This window comes from Pseudomonas sp. LBUM1662, assembly GCF_059695915.1.
This window is the reverse complement of the sequence record NZ_CP166793.1, coordinates 626,087-645,438: the sequence shown is the minus strand read 5'-3', so window position 1 is coordinate 645,438 and position 19,352 is coordinate 626,087. Positions and strand designations below refer to the sequence as shown.

Below are 19,352 nucleotides of genomic sequence, written 5' to 3'. Positions count from 1 at the left end.
TGGGAGCGGGCTTGCTCGCGAAAGCGATGTGTCAGTTCACAGTGATGTTGTCTGACACGGCGCCTTCGCGAGCAAGCCCGCTCCCACAGGGTTATTCGTCGTCGAAGTTGTAGCTGCCCGGCGCAAGGTTTTCGAAGCGGGTGTACTTGCCGATAAACGCCAGTCGCGACGTACCGATCGGGCCGTTCCGCTGCTTACCGATGATGATCTCGGCGATGCCTTTGTGCTCGGTTTCCGGGTGGTACACCTCGTCCCGGTACACGAACATGATTACGTCAGCATCCTGCTCGATCGCTCCGGATTCCCGGAGGTCGGAGTTGATCGGGCGCTTGTTCGGTCGTTGCTCCAGGGAGCGGTTGAGCTGGGACAACGCCACCACCGGGCAGTTGAATTCCTTGGCCAGGGCCTTCAAGGAACGGGAGATCTCGGAGATCTCGTTGGTCCGGTTATCGCCGCCCGAACCCGGGATCTGCATCAATTGCAGGTAGTCGATCATGATCAGGGCGACATCGCCGTGTTCGCGCACCAGGCGCCGGGTCCGCGCACGCATTTCCGATGGGCTGATACCCGCCGTATCGTCGATGAACAGCTTGCGATCGTTGAGCAGGTTGACCGCCGAGGTCAGGCGCGGCCAATCGTCGTCGTCCAGGCGACCGGCACGGACCTTGGTCTGGTCGATGCGGCCGAGCGACGACAACATACGCATGATCAGCGATTCGCCTGGCATCTCCAGCGAGTAGACCAGGACGCACTTGTCGCTGCGCAGCACGGCGTTTTCCACCAGGTTCATCGCAAAGGTAGTTTTACCCATGGACGGACGACCGGCGACGATGATCAGGTCGGACGGCTGCAGGCCGCTGGTCTTCTCGTCGAGGTCGGTATAGCCAGTGGACAGGCCGGTGATGGCGTTGTCGGTGTTGAACAAGGTGTCGATGCGATCGATGGCCTTGGTCAGCAGGTCGTTCACGCTCACCGGGCCGCCAGTCTTTGGCCGGGCCTCGGCGATCTGGAAGATCTGCCGTTCGGCTTCGTCGAGAATCTCTTCAGCCGTGCGGCCTTCCGGGTTGAAGGCGCTGTCGGCGATTTCGGTGGCGATGCCGATCAACTGCCGCAACGTCGCCCGTGCACGGACGATCTGCGCATACGCCTTGATGTTAGCGACGGACGGCGTATTTTTCGCCAATTCACCGAGGTAACCGAGGCCGCCCACTTGCGAGGTCTGACCTTCCTTGTCCAATTGCTCGGCAAGGGTCACGACGTCGATCGGGGAGTTCTGGTCGGCGAGCTTGGCGATCGCACGGAAGATCAAACGGTGGTCATGTCGATAGAAATCGCCGTCCGAAACTTGATCCAGCACGCGTTCCCAGGCGTTGTTGTCCAGCATCAGACCACCGAGCACGGCCTGTTCGGCCTCGATGGAATGCGGCGGCACCTTCAGGGCAGCGGTTTGCAGATCGTATTGCTCGGGAGCGGAGATATCGTTCATGGCCACTTGGGTAATTTATGAAAAGCAGGGAATTCAGAAAGACAAAGGGCACGACCTGTAAACAGGATCGTGCCCGATGTTAACCGTCTGACGGACAAGCCGCCAGCCGATCAAGTGTTGCTTAAGCTGCTACCACGACAACGCGTACGGTGGCTTCAACTTCAGCGTGCAGGTGCACGGCTACGTCGAATTCGCCTACGTTGCGGATGGTGCCGTTCGGCAGACGAACTTCGCTTTTTGCAACTTCAACGCCAGAGGCGGTCAGTGCATCAGCGATGTCGTGGGTGCCGATCGAACCGAACAGCTTGCCTTCGTCACCAGCGGTGGCAGTGATAGTCACTTCCAGCTCAGCCAGTTGGGCGGCACGGCTTTCAGCCGAAGTCTTACGGTCTACTGCGGCTTTTTCCAGCTCAGCGCGACGCTCTTCGAACGCAGCCAGGTTGGCAGCGGTCGCAGCGGTAGCTTTGCCGTAAGGCAGCAGGTAGTTACGACCGTAACCAGCCTTGACGTTTACTTTGTCACCCAGGTTGCCCAGGTTGGTGACTTTTTCCAGAAGGATCAGTTGCATGTGAAAATCCTCTTAACTTTTAACCTTCACCGTTCGCGCTATCGGCGTCTTTCGGCGCCGAACGACCGCGAAAATCAATCAGGCTGTCGACGATGGCCAAGACCACCAGCAACGGATAGATCAGCTGCATGAACAGCAACAGCGTGACGTACAACCCCACCAGCCAGAACCTGGCCAGTCGCTTTTGCGCCACCAGCCCGTGAATCAGGGCCAGCCCGGCGAACACCAGCGGTACGCTGCACAACGGCGTCAACATCGCCATCTGAGGACCGAGATTCGGCCCCAGAAGCATGAACGCCAGCAGCAACATCGCTGGTAAAAGCGGGAATCGGATGGCGCGAAACTCGCGACCAAAACCACCCGGGTTGTACAACATCGCCTGCCAGTAGCGCCCGACAATCAGGCTCAGCACACTGACGATTTGCAACAAGGCCGCAATCAGGCCGGTCAGGACCGGTGCAATCAGGGACGCAAAATGCGCTTGCTCGTCTACCGACAACTTCTGGTAGACATCACCGAGTAGCGACGGCATGACTTTTATCAAAGCCTGCGCCAGCATCTCGATTTGGGGAGCAAAAACTGTCCCCAGCACCACTGCAAACACCACTCCCATCGCTATGCTGACCAGCAGCACGCGGTTCCAGGACTCGCTTGCGCGCAAAACCAACGCAAGGCTCGAAGACCCCAGCAGCACCAGAAGTGCCCGTGGGTCATCGGAGTAAAGCCACCAGATCAACGCCGGCAGCAGTCCCAGAGCAAGTACGCCAATGGCGTCCTTCAATCCGCGCCGCAGGAGCACGAGGCATCCAGCGGCAGCACCCAACCAATACAACAACGGCAATATTGCGCATCCAGCCACTACCAGAGTGGCCTGCATACGGCCGCGCATGATGAACTCAGCTATGGCGCGCATGCATTCAATCCTTTGCTACGTGTCGACTGCCCGGTCTCAGCGGCCGTGGCTGTCGGTGTAGGCCAGCAGGGCCAGGAAGCGGGCGCGCTTGATAGCGGTGGCCAGCTGACGCTGATAACGAGCTTTGGTACCGGTGATACGGCTTGGAACGATTTTGCCGGTCTCGGATACGTAGGCTTTCAGAGTGTTGAGATCTTTGTAATCGATCTCTTTCACGTCTTCAGCGGTGAAGCGGCAGAATTTACGACGACGGAAGAAACGTGCCATTTGATAGGCTCCTTAAAAGGTCCGTGGATTACTCGTCAGCGTTATCGCTGTTGTCGCTGTCATCACTATCAGCGCTTTCAGCGCCTTCGTGCTCAGGACGGTCGCGACGCTCACGGCGCTCACTGCGGTTTTCTTCAGCCTTGAGCATCTCGGATTGGCCGGTAACGGCTTCTTCGCGACGGATGACCAGGTTACGGATCACTGCATCGTTGTAGCGGAAGTTGTCTTCCAGCTCGGCCAGGGCCTTGCCAGTGCACTCAACGTTCAGCATCACGTAGTGAGCCTTGTGAACATTGTTGATTGCGTAGGCCAGTTGACGACGGCCCCAATCTTCCAGACGGTGGATTTTGCCGCCGTCTTCTTCGATCAGCTTGGTGTAACGCTCAACCATGCCGCCGACTTGCTCGCTTTGATCCGGGTGGACCAAAAAGATGATTTCGTAATGACGCATGAATGCTCCTTACGGGTTGTAGCCTGCCGCTAAAAAGCGGTCAGACAAGGAGTGAATGACACTTATGGACTTGCTTGCGATAGACACATGCGTGCCTGCCGTCACAGCAAGGGGCGCAATTGTAGAGAAGGGACAGGAGAGGTGCAAGGCAATTGGTGATTATTTGAACAATCACCCGACCTTAGATCCGAACACCTGCGGGACTGGCGGATTGTGGGACCTGTAGGAGCTGTCGAGTGAAACGAGGCTGCGATCTTTTGATCTTGATCTTTAAAAAAGCAAGATCAAAAGATCGCAGCCTCGTTTCACTCGACAGCTCCTACAGGCTCCTACAGGTTCAGCGGTGTCAGGACTTTTTGGTGGCCGCTTTGACGCCGCGCTGACGCAGGGCCTCGAACAGACAAACGCCAGTCGCCACGGACACGTTGAGACTGCTGACGCTACCGGCCATCGGCAAGTGCACCAGGTAGTCGCACAGATCACGCGTCAGGCGACGCATGCCACTGCCTTCCGCGCCCATGATCAGGATGGTCGGGCCGGTCATGTCATGCTGATACAGACTCTGCTCAGCCTCGCCCGCCGTACCGACGACCCACAAGCCACGCTGCTTGAGCTTTTCCAGGGTGCGCGCCAGGTTGGTCACGGCAACCAACGGAATCACTTCCGCCGCGCCGCAGGCCACTTTACGTACCGTCGGGGTCAGTGTGGCCGACTTGTCCTTTGGAACGATCACTGCCAGCGCACCTGCCGCATCGGCAGAACGCAGGCAAGCACCGAGGTTGTGCGGATCGGTCACGCCGTCGAGCACCAGCAACAGCGGTGCGCCTTCGGTGCGATCGAGCAGCTCGTCGAGCATTGCCTCGCCCCAGACCTGACTCGGGCTCACGTCAGCCACCACGCCTTGGTGCACGCCCTCAACCCAGGCATCCAGCTCACGGCGCTCGGCGTTGCCGACGGCTACGCGATTTTCCGCCGCGAGTTCGATCAGCGTCTGAACCCGCGGATCGCTGCGGCCTTCAGCCAGCCAGATCTGCTTGACGCGTTTCGGGTGGTGACGCAGCAACGCTTCTACAGCATGCACGCCGTAGATCTTTTCCAACTGACTCATGGCTTGGCCTTAGGTTTACGCGCCCCGCCGCTTTTGGCTGGGGCCGAACCCGCTTTCGGCGGGCCTTTACGGTGTTTGCTTGGTTTGCTGCCGGGGGCCTTGTCAGGCGCCGACCGTCCGGTCTTTCCCCCAGACGCCGCTTTACCGCCGCTTTTCGCTTCAGACAGCAACGCCTGTTTCATTTCACGGCTTTTACGCAGCTCGGCATTTTTTGCCGCGGCATCGCTTGGGCGATAGGCTTCGACAGCCTTTTCCTTGGCAGGACGACGACCGGTTTTCGCCGGGGCCGGTTCTGCAGCAGGCTTAGCAGCCGTCTTGGCGGCTGGCTCGGTCTTTTCAGTCCCGCGCTTCTTGCGACCGATCGGTGCGCTGATGGTTTTTTCAGCCATCTCGAAGTCGATCTTGCGTTCGTCGAGGTCAACGCGCATCACGCGCACTTCAACGGTATCGCCAAGGCGGAAGCTGCGACCGGTACGCTCACCGGCAAGGCGGTGGTGCACAGGATCGAAGTGGTAGTAATCGCCCGGCAGCGCGGTGACGTGCACCAGGCCTTCGACGTAGATATCGGTCAGCTCGACGAACAGGCCAAAACCGGTCACGGCAGTGATCACACCCGGGAACGATTCGCCCACGCGGTCTTTCATGAACTCGCACTTGAGCCAGTTCACGACGTCGCGGGTCGCTTCGTCGGCACGGCGTTCGCTCATCGAGCATTGCTCGCCGAGCTGTTCCAGCGCCGCTTCGTCGTACGGATAGATGCGCGCTTTCGGAATGGTCATTGCGCCGGCACGGCGAACGTGCGGGGTGTCCTGTTTCGAATGGATCACGCTGCGGATCGCCCGGTGCGTGAGCAAGTCCGGGTAACGGCGGATCGGCGAGGTGAAGTGGGTATAGGCTTCGTAATTCAGGCCGAAGTGACCCTGGTTATCAGCGCTGTACACCGCCTGGCTCAACGAGCGCAGCATGACGGTCTGGATCAGATGGAAATCCGGACGGTCCTTGATGCTGGCCAGCAACGCCTGGTAATCCTTCGGCGACGGGCCGTCCTTGCCTTTGTGCAGGGACAGGCCGAGCTCGCCGAGGAAGGCGCGCAGTTTTTCCAGACGCTCCGGTGGCGGGCCGTTGTGAACGCGATACAGCGCAGGAATTTCGTGCTTCTTGAGGAATTCAGCCGTGGCCACGTTGGCCGCCAGCATGCATTCTTCGATGAGCTTGTGCGCATCGTTGCGAACGGTCGGACGGATTTCGGCAATCTTGCGCTCGGTACCGAAGATGATCCGGGTTTCCTGAGTTTCGAAATCGATCGCGCCACGCACGTGACGAGCGCCAAGCAGCACTTTGTACAGTGCGTAAAGCTGCTTGAGGTGCGGCAGAACATCGTTGTACTCGCCGCGAAGCTGACGCGCCTCGGTGAGTTTCGGTGTCTCCAGCATCGCGCTGACTTTGTTGTAGGTCAGGCGGGCGTGGGAATGAATCACCGCTTCGTAGAAGCAGTAATCAGTCATCTCGCCGGTTTTCGAGATGGTCATCTCGCAGACCATGGCCAAACGATCGACGTGCGGGTTCAGCGAACACAGTCCGTTGGACAGCTGCTCCGGCAGCATCGGTACCACGCGCTCCGGGAAGTAAACGGAGTTGCCGCGAACCTGGGACTCGTTATCCAGCGCCGAACCGATTTTCACGTAGCTGGAAACGTCGGCGATCGCCACGTACAACTTCCAGCCGCCGGAGAACAGTCGCAGCTTGCCCGGTTTGGCTTCACAGTAAACGGCGTCATCGAAATCGCGCGCGTCTTCGCCGTCAATGGTCACGAACGGCAGATGACGCAGGTCGATGCGCTTCTCTTTGTCTTTCTCTTCGACTTCAGGCTTGAGCTTGGCGGCTTCTTTCAAGACCGCTTCAGGCCAGACGTGCGGGATATCGTATGCGCGCAGGGCGACATCGATTTCCATGCCCGGCGCCATGTAGTTGCCCACGACTTCGACCACGTCGCCTTGCGGCTGGAAGCGTGGCGTCGGCCAGTGAGTGATCTTCACTTCGACGAACTGACCGATTTGCGCGTTGGCGTTGCGACCCGGGGTGACCAGCACTTCCTGCTGGATCTTCGGATTGTCGGCAACGACGAAGCCGATACCGCCTTCTTCGAAGTAACGACCGACGATGGTCTCGTGGGCACGGGACACCACTTCGACGATCATGCCTTCGCGACGACCGCGACGGTCGAGGCCGGACACACGGGCCAGCGCACGGTCGCCATCGAACACCAGGCGCATTTGCGCCGGACTCATGAACAGGTCGTCGCTGCCGTCATCCGGGACCAGGAAGCCGAAGCCGTCACGGTGACCGCTGATGCGACCGAGGATCAGGTCGAGCTTGTCCACCGGCGCATACGTGCCCCGACGCGTGTAAATAAGCTGGGCATCGCGCTCCATGGCGCGCAGGCGGCGACGCAGGGCTTCGATCTGGTCTTCTGTGGTCAGACCAAACTCTTCCACCAGCTGCTCGCGGTTAGCAGGCGAACCCCGATCAGCAAGATGCTGAAGGATCAGTTCGCGGCTAGGAATAGGGTTTTCATATTTTTCCGCTTCACGAGCGGCCTCGGGATCGAGGGACTGCCAATCGGCCATTAGAGAGTTTTCACCTTGTCTATATGCGGGTTAGTTTGGCATAGGCGTAATGAAACGGGAAATTTCAGGCTGCGACAGCCCATCTAAAGCCTTATATCGACAGCGCAAAGCTGATTTAAATGCCGCTGGTAAAATTTTCCAGGTTTTTTTGATGCCAGGGGTTTACAGTTAAAAAGACGCTCCGTATAGTGCGCGCCATCGACGACGCACTAGCGTTGCCGATACTGCCCAGATGGTGAAATTGGTAGACACGCCAGCTTCAGGTGCTGGTGACCGCAAGGTCGTGGAAGTTCGAGTCTTCTTCTGGGCACCAATTTCGAGCTTGAGATTAGTTCAATTTCAAGGCTCACACAAAAACCCGCGAAAGCGGGTTTTTGCATTCTAAACATCCGATTTATTAAATCTAAATCAGGGGTTTACAGATCAAAACGCTCTCCGTATAGTGCGCCACATCAACAGCGGAGACGCTGAAGATTATGCCCAGATGGTGAAATTGGTAGACACGCCAGCTTCAGGTGCTGGTGACCGCAAGGTCGTGGAAGTTCGAGTCTTCTTCTGGGCACCAATTCAAATTCAAGGTCACGATCTTGAATTTCACAAAAACCCGCGAAAGCGGGTTTTTGCGTTTCTGGCTTCCCAAAAATTTCCAATCAATATCGCATACCTGTGGGAGCGGGCTTGCTCGCGAAAGCGGTGGCTCAGCCACATCAATGTCGACTGACACCCCCTCTTCGCGAGCAAGCCCGCTCCCACATGGATCGCGCCGGATCAACAAATATCAACATCTATAGCCACCGCTCTAGCAAAGCCTTGTACGGCGCGCAAGGCGCACTTGAGAAACAATATCGTTTATCATTGTTTCAAGTTTTTGCAATGCGACAGTGAGGAACCCTGCGAATGATGTTTCGAAATACCCTGCGCCGAGGCCTGACCTTCACCCTCCTCGGCCTGGCACTCGCCACTCCCCTCACCCAGGCTGCTGATCCAGTTTCCCTGACCCTCTACAACGGCCAACACAAGGAAGTCGGCGATGCCATCGCCAAAGCCTTCGAAGCCAAGACCGGCATTCACGTCAACGTGCGCAAAGGCAGCAGCAACCAGCTCGCCAGCCAGGTCGTCGAAGAAGGTGATCGTTCCCCGGCCGATGTGATCTACACCGAAGAATCGCCTCCGCTGAACAAACTCGGCGAACAAGGCCTGCTGGCCCAGACCGATGCCGCCACCCTCGCCGTCCTGCCGAAAGACTACGTTGCCGGCAATGGCACCTGGATCGGCATCACCGCACGGGTTCGCGTAGTCGCGTTCAACCCGAAACTGATCGATGAAAAAGACCTGCCGAAATCGGTGATGGAATTCTCCGATCCGAAATGGCAAGGCAAGGTCGGCTTCGTGCCTACCAGCGGCGCGTTCCAGGAACAGGCCGTGGCAATCATCAAAGTCCATGGCATGGACGCGGCGGAAGAATGGCTGACCGGCCTGCGCGCGTTCGGCAAGACTTACAGCAATAACATGGTTGCGCTGAAAGCCGTGGAAAATGGCGAAGTCGCCACCGTCCTGGTGAACAACTACTACTGGTTCGCCTTACAGCGCGAAAAAGGCCAGCTCGACTCGAAACTGCATTACTTCAACGGCGGCGACGTCGGCGGGTTGATCACGGTTTCCAGCGCCGCGGTGCTGAAATCCAGCAAGCATCCAAAAGAAGCCCAGCAATTCCTCGCCTACATGGCCAGCGAAGAAGGTCAGCGCGTGATCACTCAGACCACCGCCGAGTATCCGCTGCACAAAGGCATGGCATCGGATCGCGGCCTCAAGCCGTTCAGCGAACTGGAGGCACCGAAAGTCACCCCAGCCGACCTCGGCAACGCCGAAGAAGCCCTGGACCTGGAACGTGACGTTGGCTTGAACTGATGGGCGCCTCGTTATCCGCCCCCGCCTCGCGCGGGGGTTACGTGCCACGGCGCAAGCGCCCGTCGATCTGGCTGCTGCTGCCGGTTTTGCTGCTGGTGGTGCTCAGCCTTTTGCCGCTGGCGTATGTCGGGCTCAAGACCTGGCAGGCAGGCTGGGCCGAGGCGCTGCATCTGCTGTGGCGGCCTTATGTGTTCGGGCTGCTGCGCAATACGCTGGCGTTGATGATCGGCGTGACGGTCGCGTGCGGCGTGATCGGCTTGTCCCTTGCCTGGCTGCTGGAACGCAGCAATCTGCCAGGGCGGCGCTTGTGGGGCGTGATCCTGTGTTTGCCGTTCGCGGTGCCGGCGTTTGTCAGCAGTTTTACCTGGGTGTCACTGAGCGCACATTTCGAGGGCTTGGGCGGGGCGATCCTGGTGATGACCCTGTCGAAGTATCCGCTGATTTTTCTGCCGGTCGCAGCGACCCTGCGCAATCTTGATCCTTCCCAGGAAGAGTCTGCCCGCACACTGGGACAGAATCGCTGGGGCGTGTTTTTCAGAATTACCCTGCCGCTGCTCTGGCCGTCATTGCTGGCCGGCTCGCTGCTCATCGCCCTGCACATGCTGGTGGAATTCGGCGCCTTGTCGATCATCGGCCTGCAAACCTTCACCACCGCGATCTATCAGCAGTTCGAACTGGAATTCAGCAACGCCAACGCCGCGATGCTGTCGGCGGTGCTGCTGGCGCTGTGCCTGGTGTTGTTGTGGCTTGAGCTGCGAGTACGCGGCAAAGGTCGGCACGTGCGCACCGGCCAAGGCGCGGCGCGGCGTGCGGAGCAGGTTCGTCTGGGACCGTGGTCGGCAGTTGGGCAGTTTTACTGCCTGGCGCTGGCGATCATCGGCAGCGGCATTCCGCTGGGGATGCTGGCGTACTGGCTGGCAGTAGGTTCGTCGGCGGCATTTCCGGTGGCGGCGATCAGCGAAGCGCTGTTGTCCTCCCTGGCGCTATCGCTGGGTGGCGCTGCGCTGTGCCTGGTGCTGGCGGTGCCGCTGGGATTGCTGGTGGTGCGCCATAAAGGCCGACTGGCGATCTGGGCTGAGCGCCTGCCGTATCTGCTGCACGCGCTGCCAGGCCTGGTGATTGCGCTGACGCTGGTGTATTTCGCCCTGCACTACGTGCCGGCGCTGTACCAGACTTCGGCATTGCTGCTGATTGCTTATGCGTTGTTGTTTTTGCCACTGGCTCAGGCGCCGATTCGCACGGCGCTGAACAAGGCCGCGCCGCAACTGGAAGAGGCGGCACGCACACTGGGGGCGTCGTCGTTTAGTGCGTTTTGTCGGGTGACGCTGCCGATCATCTTCCCGGCGCTGGGTGCGGCGTTTGCGTTGGTGTTTCTGGATGCGATGAAGGAACTGACGGCGACGCTGCTGTTGAGTCCGACAGGGCTTAATACGCTGGCTACTGAAGTGTGGGCGCATACCGCGAACGTGGAGTTTGCGGCGGCGGCGCCTTATGCGGCGCTGTTGATTCTGGTGTCGGGGTTGCCGGTTTATCTGCTAACAACACGGATGTATTTGAGCCGCTGAAAAGCTTCGCGGGCAAGCCTCGCTCCTACAGGGAATGCGTGATCCCTTGTAGGAGCGAGGCTTGCCCGCGAAGGCGTCAGATCCGCCAATACAAATCCTAAGCCCTGAACTGCCCCAGGCTCGCTTTCAACTGCGCTGCCAACCCATCCAGCACCTTGCCGCTGGCCGTGGTCTCCACCACCGCCTGAGCCGCTTTCTCGGCCTGTGCATGAATGGTCTCGACCCGACCGCGCACCGCTTGCGCGCCTTGCGCCTGATGCGCCGCGGCCTGCGTGGCCAGACCAATCGCCGCATGCACCTGCTCGACCGACGCCTGCACCGACTGCTGCAACCGCGCGCTATCACGCAACACCAGCAAACCTTCATTGGCCTGGCGCCCGGCCTGACCAATCGCGGCGACCGCCTCACGCGCACCTTGCTGCAAGGCTACGATGTGCGCCTGGATATCGCCCGTTGAACTCTGAGTCTTGCTCGCCAGCGCCCGGACTTCGTCCGCCACCACAGCAAAGCCGCGACCGGTTTCGCCGGCACGTGCCGCTTCGATGGCGGCGTTCAGTGCCAGCAGGTTGGTTTGTTCGGCGATCCCGTGGATCACCGTCAGCACCACTTCAATTTGTTCACTCTGCTGCGCCAGCCGCTCGATGACTTTCGACCCGGTGTCGACCTGCCCGGCCAATGCCTCGATCAGGCTGCCGACCTTCGCCGAGGTCCGAGTGTTCTCATCGGTCGCCGAACGAATGTCCACCACTTGCTGCAAGGCGGCCTGCATGGCATGGCTTTCTGACTGCGCTTCATCCGCCATCTGCGACAACGCGCGCAGGCTCTCGGCCACTTCATCGCGCTGCATGCCCGCCGCCGCATCGGCTCCGGCATTGCGCAGGGTCATGGCGCCGATTTCCACACCGGTGCGCTGGGCCACATCGCCCGCTTCGCGCACGATCGGCTGCAACTTATCCACAAAGCGATTGACCGCCGAGGCCATGTCGCCGATTTCGTCCTTGCTGTTGATCTGCACACGCTTGGTCAGGTCTCCCTCGCCTGCGGCCAGGTCATCCATGGCGGCAATGAGCATCTTCAAGCGATTGACCACTCGACGACCCAGCACAACAGCGAGCAACAGCAGCACACCGCAACCGACCAGCGCCAGGAACATCCCGATGCGCCAGCGCAACGTCGACGCCGCTTCCTGCACGGTGCTGGTGGTGTTGGCTTTCATTTCAGAGGCCGTGGCCTGCGCGGACGTCAGACGCGCACGCATCGCCGTGGCACTGTCGGCAGCCGCGCCTTTGAGGCTGTCGCCGACCAGTTGATCACCGCTGGCGATCAGCGCCGCAAACCGTTTATCCAGGGCCGCCAGATCGGTTTCCACCGACGCGGTCGAGACGCCCATCAAGACCTTGCCGATTTCCACGCCGTTGGGGTTGATCGAGGCTTCGAGGTAGTAGACCGACGGATCGTTCTTCGCCGCGTCCAGGACCTTGTCCAGCGCACGCTCGCCTTGGCCTTTCTCGAGAAGCGCCTTGTTGATCGGGTTTTCGCGGTTGAGATAGCGCGTCAGGTGCTGACCCGTCGCGTCGTCATACACCACGAACAACACGTTGGGATTGCGCTGGGCCCGGCGGGCGAATTCGGACAGGGTTGGAACGTCGCTGTCCCACATGGCACGCGGGGCGACCGAGGCCAGCAGTTGCGCCATGTCGTTGGCCGAATCTTTCAGATCCTTTTCCAACGTCGCACGCAACTGAACCTGCTCGTCTTTCAATCGCGTAGACAGGCCGGCGGTGAGTCGCTGACGGGTACTGGTGGAGAGATTGTCCAGGCTCGAGGTAACTTCACGCCCCGCCTGCTCAAGTTCGCCAGACAGTTTTTGACTGTCGGCACCCAGGCGAGCAGCCAAATCGGCTTCAAGCGCAGTCACCGTGCTCCGAGTCAGGGCAACAGCCACCAGCACCTGCACCAAAAGGGCGATACCAAGGGTAACGAAGACAGGCCGCAGTAAACGGCTTTGTAACAGTGAGAGAACGGCCGACACTTGATATCCCTCTGCATTGACGCCATTAAATTGATGGCTCGCCAAGAAGTGATAATCACAGCAAAGGTCATGCCGTCCAACAGGCATAAACGACAAAGGGTCCCATCAGGGACCCTTTGTGTTTTACATCAACGACTTATTAAGCGAACGGGTGACGCAAAACGATGGTTTCGTTGCGGTCAGGACCCGTCGAAATAATGTCAATCGGCGCACCGATCAGCGATTCGACGCGTTTGATGTAAGCGCGCGCGTTGGCTGGCAGCTCTTCCAGGGTTTTGGCACCCACGGTCGACTCGGTCCAGCCCGGAACTTCTTCGTACACAGGCTGCAGACCCACGTAGCTGTCAGCGTCAGTCGGGGCAACATCGTTACCTTCGGCATCTTTGTAGCCGACGCAGATGTTGATGGTTTCCAGACCGTCGAGTACGTCCAGCTTGGTCAGGCAGATGCCCGAGATGCTGTTCACATCGATAGCGCGACGCAGGATAACGGCGTCGAACCAGCCACAACGACGGGCACGGCCGGTAGTCGCACCGAACTCGTGACCTTGTTTGGCCAGGTGCGCACCGACTTCGTCGAAGAGTTCAGTCGGGAAAGGACCCGAACCTACCCGAGTGGTGTAAGCCTTGGTGATGCCCAGAATGTAGTCCAGGAACATCGGGCCAACACCCGAACCGGTAGCGACGCCACCAGCGGTGGTGTTAGAGCTGGTCACGTACGGGTAGGTCCCGTGGTCGATGTCCAGCAGGGAGCCTTGGGCGCCTTCAAACATGATGTCTTTGCCGGCGCGACGCAGGTCGTGCAGCTCGGCCGTCACGTCCAGCATCAGCGGCTTGAGCAGCTCAGCGTATTCTTTGCATTCAGCCAGGGTCTTTTCGAACTCGATGGCCGGCTCTTTGTAGTAACCCACCAGCATGAAGTTGTGGTAATCCACCAGTTCACGCAGCTTTTCTTCAAAGCGCGGCATGTTTAGCAGGTCGCCAACACGCAGGCCACGACGCGCAACCTTGTCTTCGTAGGCCGGGCCGATGCCGCGACCGGTCGTACCGATCTTCAGCTCGCCACGGGCCTTTTCACGAGCCTGGTCCAACGCAACGTGGAAGGACAGGATCAGCGGGCAGGACGGGCTGATACGCAGGCGCTCACGCACCGGTACGCCTTTCTCTTCCAGCTTGACGATTTCCCGCAGCAGGGCGTCGGGTGCAACCACCACGCCGTTGCCGATCAGGCACTGCACGCCTTCGCGCAGTACGCCCGACGGAATCAGGTGCAAGACGGTTTTTTCGCCATCGATCACCAGGGTGTGACCCGCGTTGTGGCCACCCTGGTAGCGCACTACGGCGGCAGCATGTTCGGTCAGCAGATCAACGATCTTGCCTTTGCCCTCATCACCCCATTGGGTGCCCAGGACTACGACATTCTTACCCATAACACTTGTCCTCATTCGCGCAAACTTGGTGCCGGCCGCAGCCGACAGGAAAACTCAAGAAGCCAGTGGCGATACTTGCCAAAGCCCGTTCTGCTGAATCAATTGCCGGTCGCAGTCCGCTTCACGGGCGGCGGCCAAAGGTTGTCCAGGCAACGCCTGAACGACACGCTGACCCTCACTGCGCAACTGACAAACCTGCTGCCAGAGTGCCGCATCCGTACTGTCAGGCATCCAGATACCGCCAGACGGTAGCTCGATCTCAGCACGCCCCAGGGTCACCAGGGTTTTCAAATCGGTAGAGAAGCCGGTTGCCGGACGAGCGCGACCGAAGTCGGCGCCGATGTCGTCGTAACGACCGCCCTGGGCAATGGACTGGCCAACGCCCGGTACGAACACCGCGAACACTACACCGGTGTGGTAGTGGTAGCCGCGCAGCTCGCCCAGGTCGAAGTAAAGCGGTAATTCCGGGAAACGCGTGGACAGACGCTCGGCAATTGCCAGCAAATCGTCCAGCGCCGCCAGAACCGGCGCCGGCGCATTCGCCAGACGCTCGCGGGCAGCGCTCAATACCTCGCGACCGCCACACAAATCGACCAGCGCGCGCAGCATGCCTGACAGATCGGCTGGCAAGCCTTCGGTCAAGGTAATGACCTCGTCGATCGCCTTGCGTTGCAACGCATCGAACAACTGCTGTTCAACTTCACCGGACAAACCGGCCGCACGGGCCAGGCCACGGTAGATGCCGACATGACCGAGGTCCATGTGCACATCCGGCACATCGGCCAGTTGCAGCATGGCCAGCATCAGGCTGATGACTTCCACGTCGCTGCTCGGGCTGGCATCGCCGTACAACTCGGCGCCCAACTGGATCGGGCTGCGCGAGGATGACAAGGCGCGCGGCTGGGCATGCAGCACGCTGCCGGCATAGCACAGACGGCTCGGGCCTTCGCGACGCAGGGTGTGCGCATCGATACGCGCCACTTGCGGCGTGATGTCGGCACGGAAACCCATCTGCCGGCCCGATTGCGGGTCGATGACCTTGAAGGTACGCAGATCGAGGTCCGAGCCCGCGCCGGTCAGCAGGGATTCCAGGTACTCGATATGGGGAGTCACGACAAACTCGTAACCCCAGCTCTGGAACAGATCCAACACCTGACGACGCGCGACTTCAATGCGCGCCGCCTCTGGTGGCAGTACTTCTTCGATGCCATCTGGCAGCAGCCAGCGGTCTACCGTTGCCATTACGCCATTCCCCTATGATCCGGGCGGCCAGCCGTTGGGCGAGCCTTGAGTGAAGCAGAAAATGATCGGCCCATGTGCAAACCACGCGCATAAACAACGTGGCGAAAAGCCTGAAATCGGCTTCGCCAACCACTTTCCTCGAAAAACCTGTCGAGTCATTCAACTCGGGCGCCCGCTTAAAAACAGCAATCAAACGTGCAGACGCAAAAAAGCCGGGAATTTCCCGGCTGCCGCATCATACACACGTTTTCCCAAAGGATCACCCCGCCCGAGGCTTTAGCCGCCAGGCGGGGGATGATTCAGGTCAACGTCGTATCAAGGCTTGGCTTTTTCCAGGTAACGGAAGAAGTCGCTGCTTGGGTCCAGGACCATGACGTCGGATTTGTTCGCGAAGCTTTCACGGTAGGCACGCAGGCTACGGTAGAAACCGTAGAACTCCTGATCCTGACCGTAGGCCTTGGAGTAGATCGCAGCGGCCTGGGCATCACCGTCACCGCGAACCTCTTCAGATTCACGATAGGCTTCAGCCAGCAGCACGCGGCGTTGACGATCGGCGTCGGCACGGATGCCTTCTGCCAGCTCGTTACCCTTGGCGCGGTGCTCGCGAGCTTCACGCTCACGCTCGGAGCTCATACGCTCGAACACACTGCGGTTCACTTCCTTCGGCAGATCGATGGCCTTGACCCGGACATCGACAACTTCGATACCCAGCTCTTTTTCCGCCATCTTGTTCAGCGAAGCCGTGATATCGGTCATCAGCGCATCGCGCTCACCGGACACCACTTCGTGCAGCGTGCGCTTACCGAACTGGTCACGCAGGCCCGATTCCAGACGACGGGACAGACGCTCGTCGGCAATCTGCTTGAGGCCGGAGGTCGCGGTGTAGTAACGCTCAGCGTCCTTCACGCGCCACTTGGCGTAGGCATCAACCATCACGGCTTTCTTTTCCAGCGTCAGGAAGCGTTGTGTCGGTGCATCCAGCGTCATCAGGCGTGCGTCGAATTTGCGCACTTGGTTAACGTAAGGCACTTTCACATGCAGGCCCGGCTGAACATCGGTCTGGACCACACGACCGAACTGCAGCAGCACCGCACGCTCGGTCTGAGCCACGATGTAGAAGCAGTTCCAGGCAGCGATGGCCACGACGACGCCGACAATAAGGGCGATCAGCGATTTATTGCTCATCAGCGACTCTCCCTGGTACGTGCTTGCTGTTGCTGCAGATCAGCTGCTGCACGCGCATTCGCTTCATTGCTGGTAGCTGCCGCACCGGTCACCGGAGTGCTGGTGTTGCGACCACTTTCGACCATTTTGTCCAGCGGCAAGTACAGCAGATTGCTCTGGCCATTCTTGTTGCCGGTCACGAGCACCTTGCTGGTGTTGGTGAAGACTTCCTGCATGGTGTCCAGGTACAGACGCTCACGGGTGACTTCAGGTGCCTTGCGGTACTCGCTCACCAGTTTGGTGAAACGATCGGCCTCACCCTTGGCGCGCGAGACGGTTTCGTCACGGTAGCCGTTGGCATCTTCGATGATGCGCTGGGCCTGACCACGGGCTTCTGGCACGACGCCGTTGGCGTAGGTTTCAGCCTGGTTGCGCGAACGCTGCTCGTCTTCACGGGCGCGGATCACGTCATCGAAGGCTTCCTGCACTTCACGCGGTGCCGCTGCGCTCTGTACGTTGACCTGAGTGACGGTGATACCGGTGCGATAGGTATCCATGAAGCGTTGCAGACGCTCCTTGATTTCGCTGGCCATCAATTCACGACCTTCAGTCAGCACCTGGTCCATCGCGGTGGAACCCACCACATGGCGCAAGGCACTTTCGGTCGCGTGCTGCAGGCTGATTTCCGGCTGATCGACGCTCAGCACGAAGTCCTGCAGGTTGCTGATCTTGTACTGCACGGTCAGCGGCACTTCGACGATGTTCTCGTCTTCAGTGAGCATTTGACCCTGCTTGGTATAGGCACGCTCACGCGTGACGTTTTCCAGGTACTTGCGATCGATCGGCGGGAAATAGATGTTCAGGCCCGGGCCGACGGTTTCGTAGTACTTGCCGAAGCGCAGCACTACCGCTTGCTCCTGCTCGTCGACTACGTAGACCGCGCTGTACAGCCACACGGCCGCCAACACGACCAGGCCGATGCCGAGCAGGCCGCCGAAGCCGCCACTCTTGCCCGAACCACCGCCGTCATCACCGCGTTTCTTACCACCACCGAACAACCCGTTCAGGCTTTCCTGCAGCTTTCGGAAGGCCTCGTCGAGATCCGGTGGTCCCTTGCGGTCGCCGTTATTGCGGCGCTTGCCACCCCAAGGATCCTGATTATTCGAGTTGCCACCCGGCTCATTCCAAGCCATAGCGCTCTCCATCTGATAAAGCAAAGACGCACCCACGGCGCGCCGACCAATGCTACAGAATGCCTGTCACCGCGGCACAACCGCTTTCTCAGGCTTTTATTGCAAAGTGTGTTGCTCGATAAACTCAGTCGGCACAACGCCTTCACGGCTGACCAGTCGATTGAGCTCCGAGCGCGGCAATCTAACGGCCAGCAAGCTGACACCTTCTTCGTCGTGTTCTTCTTTCTGTACTGCGCCCAGCTCAAAAAACTGTGCACGCAGTCGCGCAAAACGCTGAGGCAAGCGCAAGGTACCGACAAACAAATCACCACCGAGCAACTCGGCAATGGCTTGTTCAAGCAATTCCAGACCGCTGCCATCACGCGCCGACAACCAGACCCGCTGAGGCTTGCCGTTTTCATCGCGCTGGATTTGTGGCTCAACGCCTTCAAGCAAATCGAGTTTGTTATAGACCTCGAGGATCGGCAAGTCCTGGGCACCGATCTCGCCCAGCACCACCATCACCTGCTCGATCTGCAACATGCGATCCGGTTCGGCCGCATCAATCACATGCAACAGCAGGTCGGAGTTGCTCGATTCTTCGAGCGTAGACCGAAATGCCTCAACCAGTTTGTGGGGCAAGTGGCGTATGAAACCCACAGTGTCGGCCAGGACAATCGGCCCCAGGTCGTCCAGTTCCAGACGGCGCAAGGTCGGGTCCAGCGTGGCAAACAACTGGTCAGCCGCGTATACGTCGGATTTCGTCACGTTATTGAAGAGCGTGGATTTACCGGCGTTGGTATACCCCACCAAAGACACGGTAGGGATATCCGCGCGCGTCCGGCCACGTCGCGACTGTTCGCGCTGACTGCGCACTTTTTCCAGCCGGCCCTTGATCTGTCGCAGGCGAACCCGCAGCAAACGGCGGTCGGTTTCCAGCTGGGTTTCACCCGGGCCACGCATGCCGATACCGCCACCTTGACGCTCAAGGTGAGTCCAGCCACGAACCAGCCGGGTGCTCATGTGGTCAAGCTGGGCCAGTTCGACCTGGAGCTTGCCTTCATGGGTACGGGCACGTTGGGCGAAAATATCGAGAATCAGACCGGTGCGGTCGATCACGCGACACTCGAAAACACGTTCGAGGTTACGTTCCTGACTGGGCGTGAGGATGTGATTGAAAATCACCAGATCGGCCTTTTCGGCATGGACCAGGTCGCGCAGTTCCTCGACCTTGCCGCTGCCGATCAGGAATTTGGCGGTTGGCCGATGACGCGGCACGTTAAAAAACGCAACGGTCTCGGCGCCGGCCGAATTAGCCAACTCCTGAAACTCCTGCGGATCTTCGCGCGCCTCAGGGTCCTGTCCATCCAAGTGAACGAGGATTACTCGCTCACCACCACCGTGGCGCTCAAAGAACAAA

15 protein-coding genes and 2 tRNA genes are annotated in these 19,352 nt (G+C 59.4%); 4 read left to right on the top strand and 13 right to left on the bottom strand.

The window, feature by feature from the left end; genetic code table 11:
• Positions 1 to 91: 91 nt before the first annotated feature.
• The 7 genes from dnaB to rnr form a co-directional block, all read right to left on the bottom strand.
• On the bottom strand, positions 92 to 1,486 hold the full coding sequence (dnaB, locus tag ACA049_RS02810; protein WP_109627711.1) for a replicative DNA helicase: 1,395 nt from the start codon (positions 1,484 to 1,486) through the stop codon (positions 92 to 94).
• A gap of 121 nt (positions 1,487 to 1,607) precedes the next feature.
• Positions 1,608 to 2,054, bottom strand: a complete 447-nt coding sequence (gene rplI / locus ACA049_RS02805; RefSeq protein WP_497332951.1) for a 50S ribosomal protein L9 — start codon at positions 2,052 to 2,054, stop codon at positions 1,608 to 1,610.
• Between the two features lie 19 nt (positions 2,055 to 2,073).
• Entirely contained in the window at positions 2,074 to 2,967 is an 894-nt protein-coding gene (locus tag ACA049_RS02800; protein WP_497332949.1) for a hypothetical protein, read from the bottom strand.
• A gap of 36 nt (positions 2,968 to 3,003) precedes the next feature.
• Positions 3,004 to 3,234: a 30S ribosomal protein S18 gene (rpsR, locus tag ACA049_RS02795; protein ID WP_002551829.1), complete on the bottom strand. Its 231-nt coding sequence runs from the start codon at positions 3,232 to 3,234 to the stop codon at positions 3,004 to 3,006.
• Positions 3,235 to 3,262: 28 nt separating this feature from the next.
• Complete coding sequence (gene rpsF / locus ACA049_RS02790) at positions 3,263 to 3,685, bottom strand: 30S ribosomal protein S6 (protein WP_003217491.1); 423 nt, start codon at positions 3,683 to 3,685, stop codon at positions 3,263 to 3,265.
• Between the two features lie 346 nt (positions 3,686 to 4,031).
• The gene (rlmB, locus tag ACA049_RS02785) at positions 4,032 to 4,793 is read right to left on the bottom strand and encodes a 23S rRNA (guanosine(2251)-2'-O)-methyltransferase RlmB (RefSeq protein WP_497332947.1); all 762 of its coding nucleotides are present in this window, start codon (positions 4,791 to 4,793) and stop codon (positions 4,032 to 4,034) included.
• A complete protein-coding gene (gene rnr / locus ACA049_RS02780) occupies positions 4,790 to 7,420 on the bottom strand; it encodes a ribonuclease R (protein WP_497332943.1) in 2,631 nt (876 codons plus the stop codon). Before rnr ends, rlmB begins: the two co-directional genes overlap by 4 nt.
• Before the next feature lie 226 nt (positions 7,421 to 7,646).
• Between rnr and ACA049_RS02775 the strand changes: the two genes are divergently transcribed.
• The 4 genes from ACA049_RS02775 (at position 7,647) to ACA049_RS02760 (ending at position 10,893) form a co-directional block, all read left to right on the top strand.
• Positions 7,647 to 7,733, top strand: a tRNA-Leu gene (locus tag ACA049_RS02775).
• A gap of 165 nt (positions 7,734 to 7,898) precedes the next feature.
• Positions 7,899 to 7,985 (top strand) — tRNA-Leu (locus ACA049_RS02770).
• A gap of 332 nt (positions 7,986 to 8,317) precedes the next feature.
• A complete protein-coding gene (locus tag ACA049_RS02765) occupies positions 8,318 to 9,328 on the top strand; it encodes an iron ABC transporter substrate-binding protein (protein WP_497332941.1) in 1,011 nt (336 codons plus the stop codon).
• Complete coding sequence (locus tag ACA049_RS02760; protein WP_497332939.1) at positions 9,328 to 10,893, top strand: ABC transporter permease; 1,566 nt, start codon at positions 9,328 to 9,330, stop codon at positions 10,891 to 10,893. Before ACA049_RS02765 ends, ACA049_RS02760 begins: the two co-directional genes overlap by 1 nt.
• A 97-nt stretch (positions 10,894 to 10,990) precedes the next feature.
• Here ACA049_RS02760 and ACA049_RS02755 read toward each other — a convergent pair whose 3' ends face one another.
• The 6 genes from ACA049_RS02755 to hflX all read right to left on the bottom strand — a co-directional run bounded on the left by ACA049_RS02755 (position 10,991) and on the right by hflX (position 19,351).
• Entirely contained in the window at positions 10,991 to 12,925 is a 1,935-nt protein-coding gene (locus ACA049_RS02755) for a methyl-accepting chemotaxis protein (protein ID WP_497332937.1), read from the bottom strand.
• Positions 12,926 to 13,064: 139 nt separating this feature from the next.
• Positions 13,065 to 14,354: an adenylosuccinate synthase gene (locus tag ACA049_RS02750; protein ID WP_497332935.1), complete on the bottom strand. Its 1,290-nt coding sequence runs from the start codon at positions 14,352 to 14,354 to the stop codon at positions 13,065 to 13,067.
• Positions 14,355 to 14,408: 54 nt separating this feature from the next.
• Complete coding sequence (locus ACA049_RS02745) at positions 14,409 to 15,596, bottom strand: ATP phosphoribosyltransferase regulatory subunit (protein ID WP_109627704.1); 1,188 nt, start codon at positions 15,594 to 15,596, stop codon at positions 14,409 to 14,411.
• Between the two features lie 315 nt (positions 15,597 to 15,911).
• The gene (gene hflC / locus ACA049_RS02740) at positions 15,912 to 16,781 is read right to left on the bottom strand and encodes a protease modulator HflC (RefSeq protein WP_438659530.1); all 870 of its coding nucleotides are present in this window, start codon (positions 16,779 to 16,781) and stop codon (positions 15,912 to 15,914) included.
• Positions 16,781 to 17,953, bottom strand: a complete 1,173-nt coding sequence (gene hflK, locus ACA049_RS02735) for an FtsH protease activity modulator HflK (RefSeq protein ID WP_497332933.1) — start codon at positions 17,951 to 17,953, stop codon at positions 16,781 to 16,783. Before hflK ends, hflC begins: the two co-directional genes overlap by 1 nt.
• Before the next feature lie 96 nt (positions 17,954 to 18,049).
• Positions 18,050 to 19,351 (bottom strand): ribosome rescue GTPase HflX, encoded by a 1,302-nt coding sequence (hflX, locus tag ACA049_RS02730; protein ID WP_497332931.1) that lies wholly within the window; start codon positions 19,349 to 19,351, stop codon positions 18,050 to 18,052.
• Position 19,352: the final 1 nt, after the last annotated feature.

Excerpts from the sequence above, each read along its gene's own strand:
- dnaB (WP_109627711.1), bottom strand. The coding sequence starts at position 1,486 with ATGAACGATATCTCCGCTCCCGAGCAATACGATCTGCAAACCGCTGCC.
- rplI (WP_497332951.1), bottom strand. The coding sequence starts at position 2,054 with ATGCAACTGATCCTTCTGGAAAAAGTCACCAACCTGGGCAACCTGGGT.
- ACA049_RS02800 (WP_497332949.1), bottom strand. The coding sequence starts at position 2,967 with ATGCGCGCCATAGCTGAGTTCATCATGCGCGGCCGTATGCAGGCCACT.
- rpsR (WP_002551829.1), bottom strand. The coding sequence starts at position 3,234 with ATGGCACGTTTCTTCCGTCGTCGTAAATTCTGCCGCTTCACCGCTGAA.
- rpsF (WP_003217491.1), bottom strand. The coding sequence starts at position 3,685 with ATGCGTCATTACGAAATCATCTTTTTGGTCCACCCGGATCAAAGCGAG.
- rlmB (WP_497332947.1), bottom strand. The coding sequence starts at position 4,793 with ATGAGTCAGTTGGAAAAGATCTACGGCGTGCATGCTGTAGAAGCGTTG.
- rnr (WP_497332943.1), bottom strand. The coding sequence starts at position 7,420 with ATGGCCGATTGGCAGTCCCTCGATCCCGAGGCCGCTCGTGAAGCGGAA.
- ACA049_RS02765 (WP_497332941.1), top strand. The coding sequence starts at position 8,318 with ATGATGTTTCGAAATACCCTGCGCCGAGGCCTGACCTTCACCCTCCTC.
- ACA049_RS02760 (WP_497332939.1), top strand. The coding sequence starts at position 9,328 with ATGGGCGCCTCGTTATCCGCCCCCGCCTCGCGCGGGGGTTACGTGCCA.
- ACA049_RS02750 (WP_497332935.1), bottom strand. The coding sequence starts at position 14,354 with ATGGGTAAGAATGTCGTAGTCCTGGGCACCCAATGGGGTGATGAGGGC.
- ACA049_RS02745 (WP_109627704.1), bottom strand. The coding sequence starts at position 15,596 with ATGGCAACGGTAGACCGCTGGCTGCTGCCAGATGGCATCGAAGAAGTA.
- hflC (WP_438659530.1), bottom strand. The coding sequence starts at position 16,781 with ATGAGCAATAAATCGCTGATCGCCCTTATTGTCGGCGTCGTCGTGGCC.
- hflK (WP_497332933.1), bottom strand. The coding sequence starts at position 17,953 with ATGGCTTGGAATGAGCCGGGTGGCAACTCGAATAATCAGGATCCTTGG.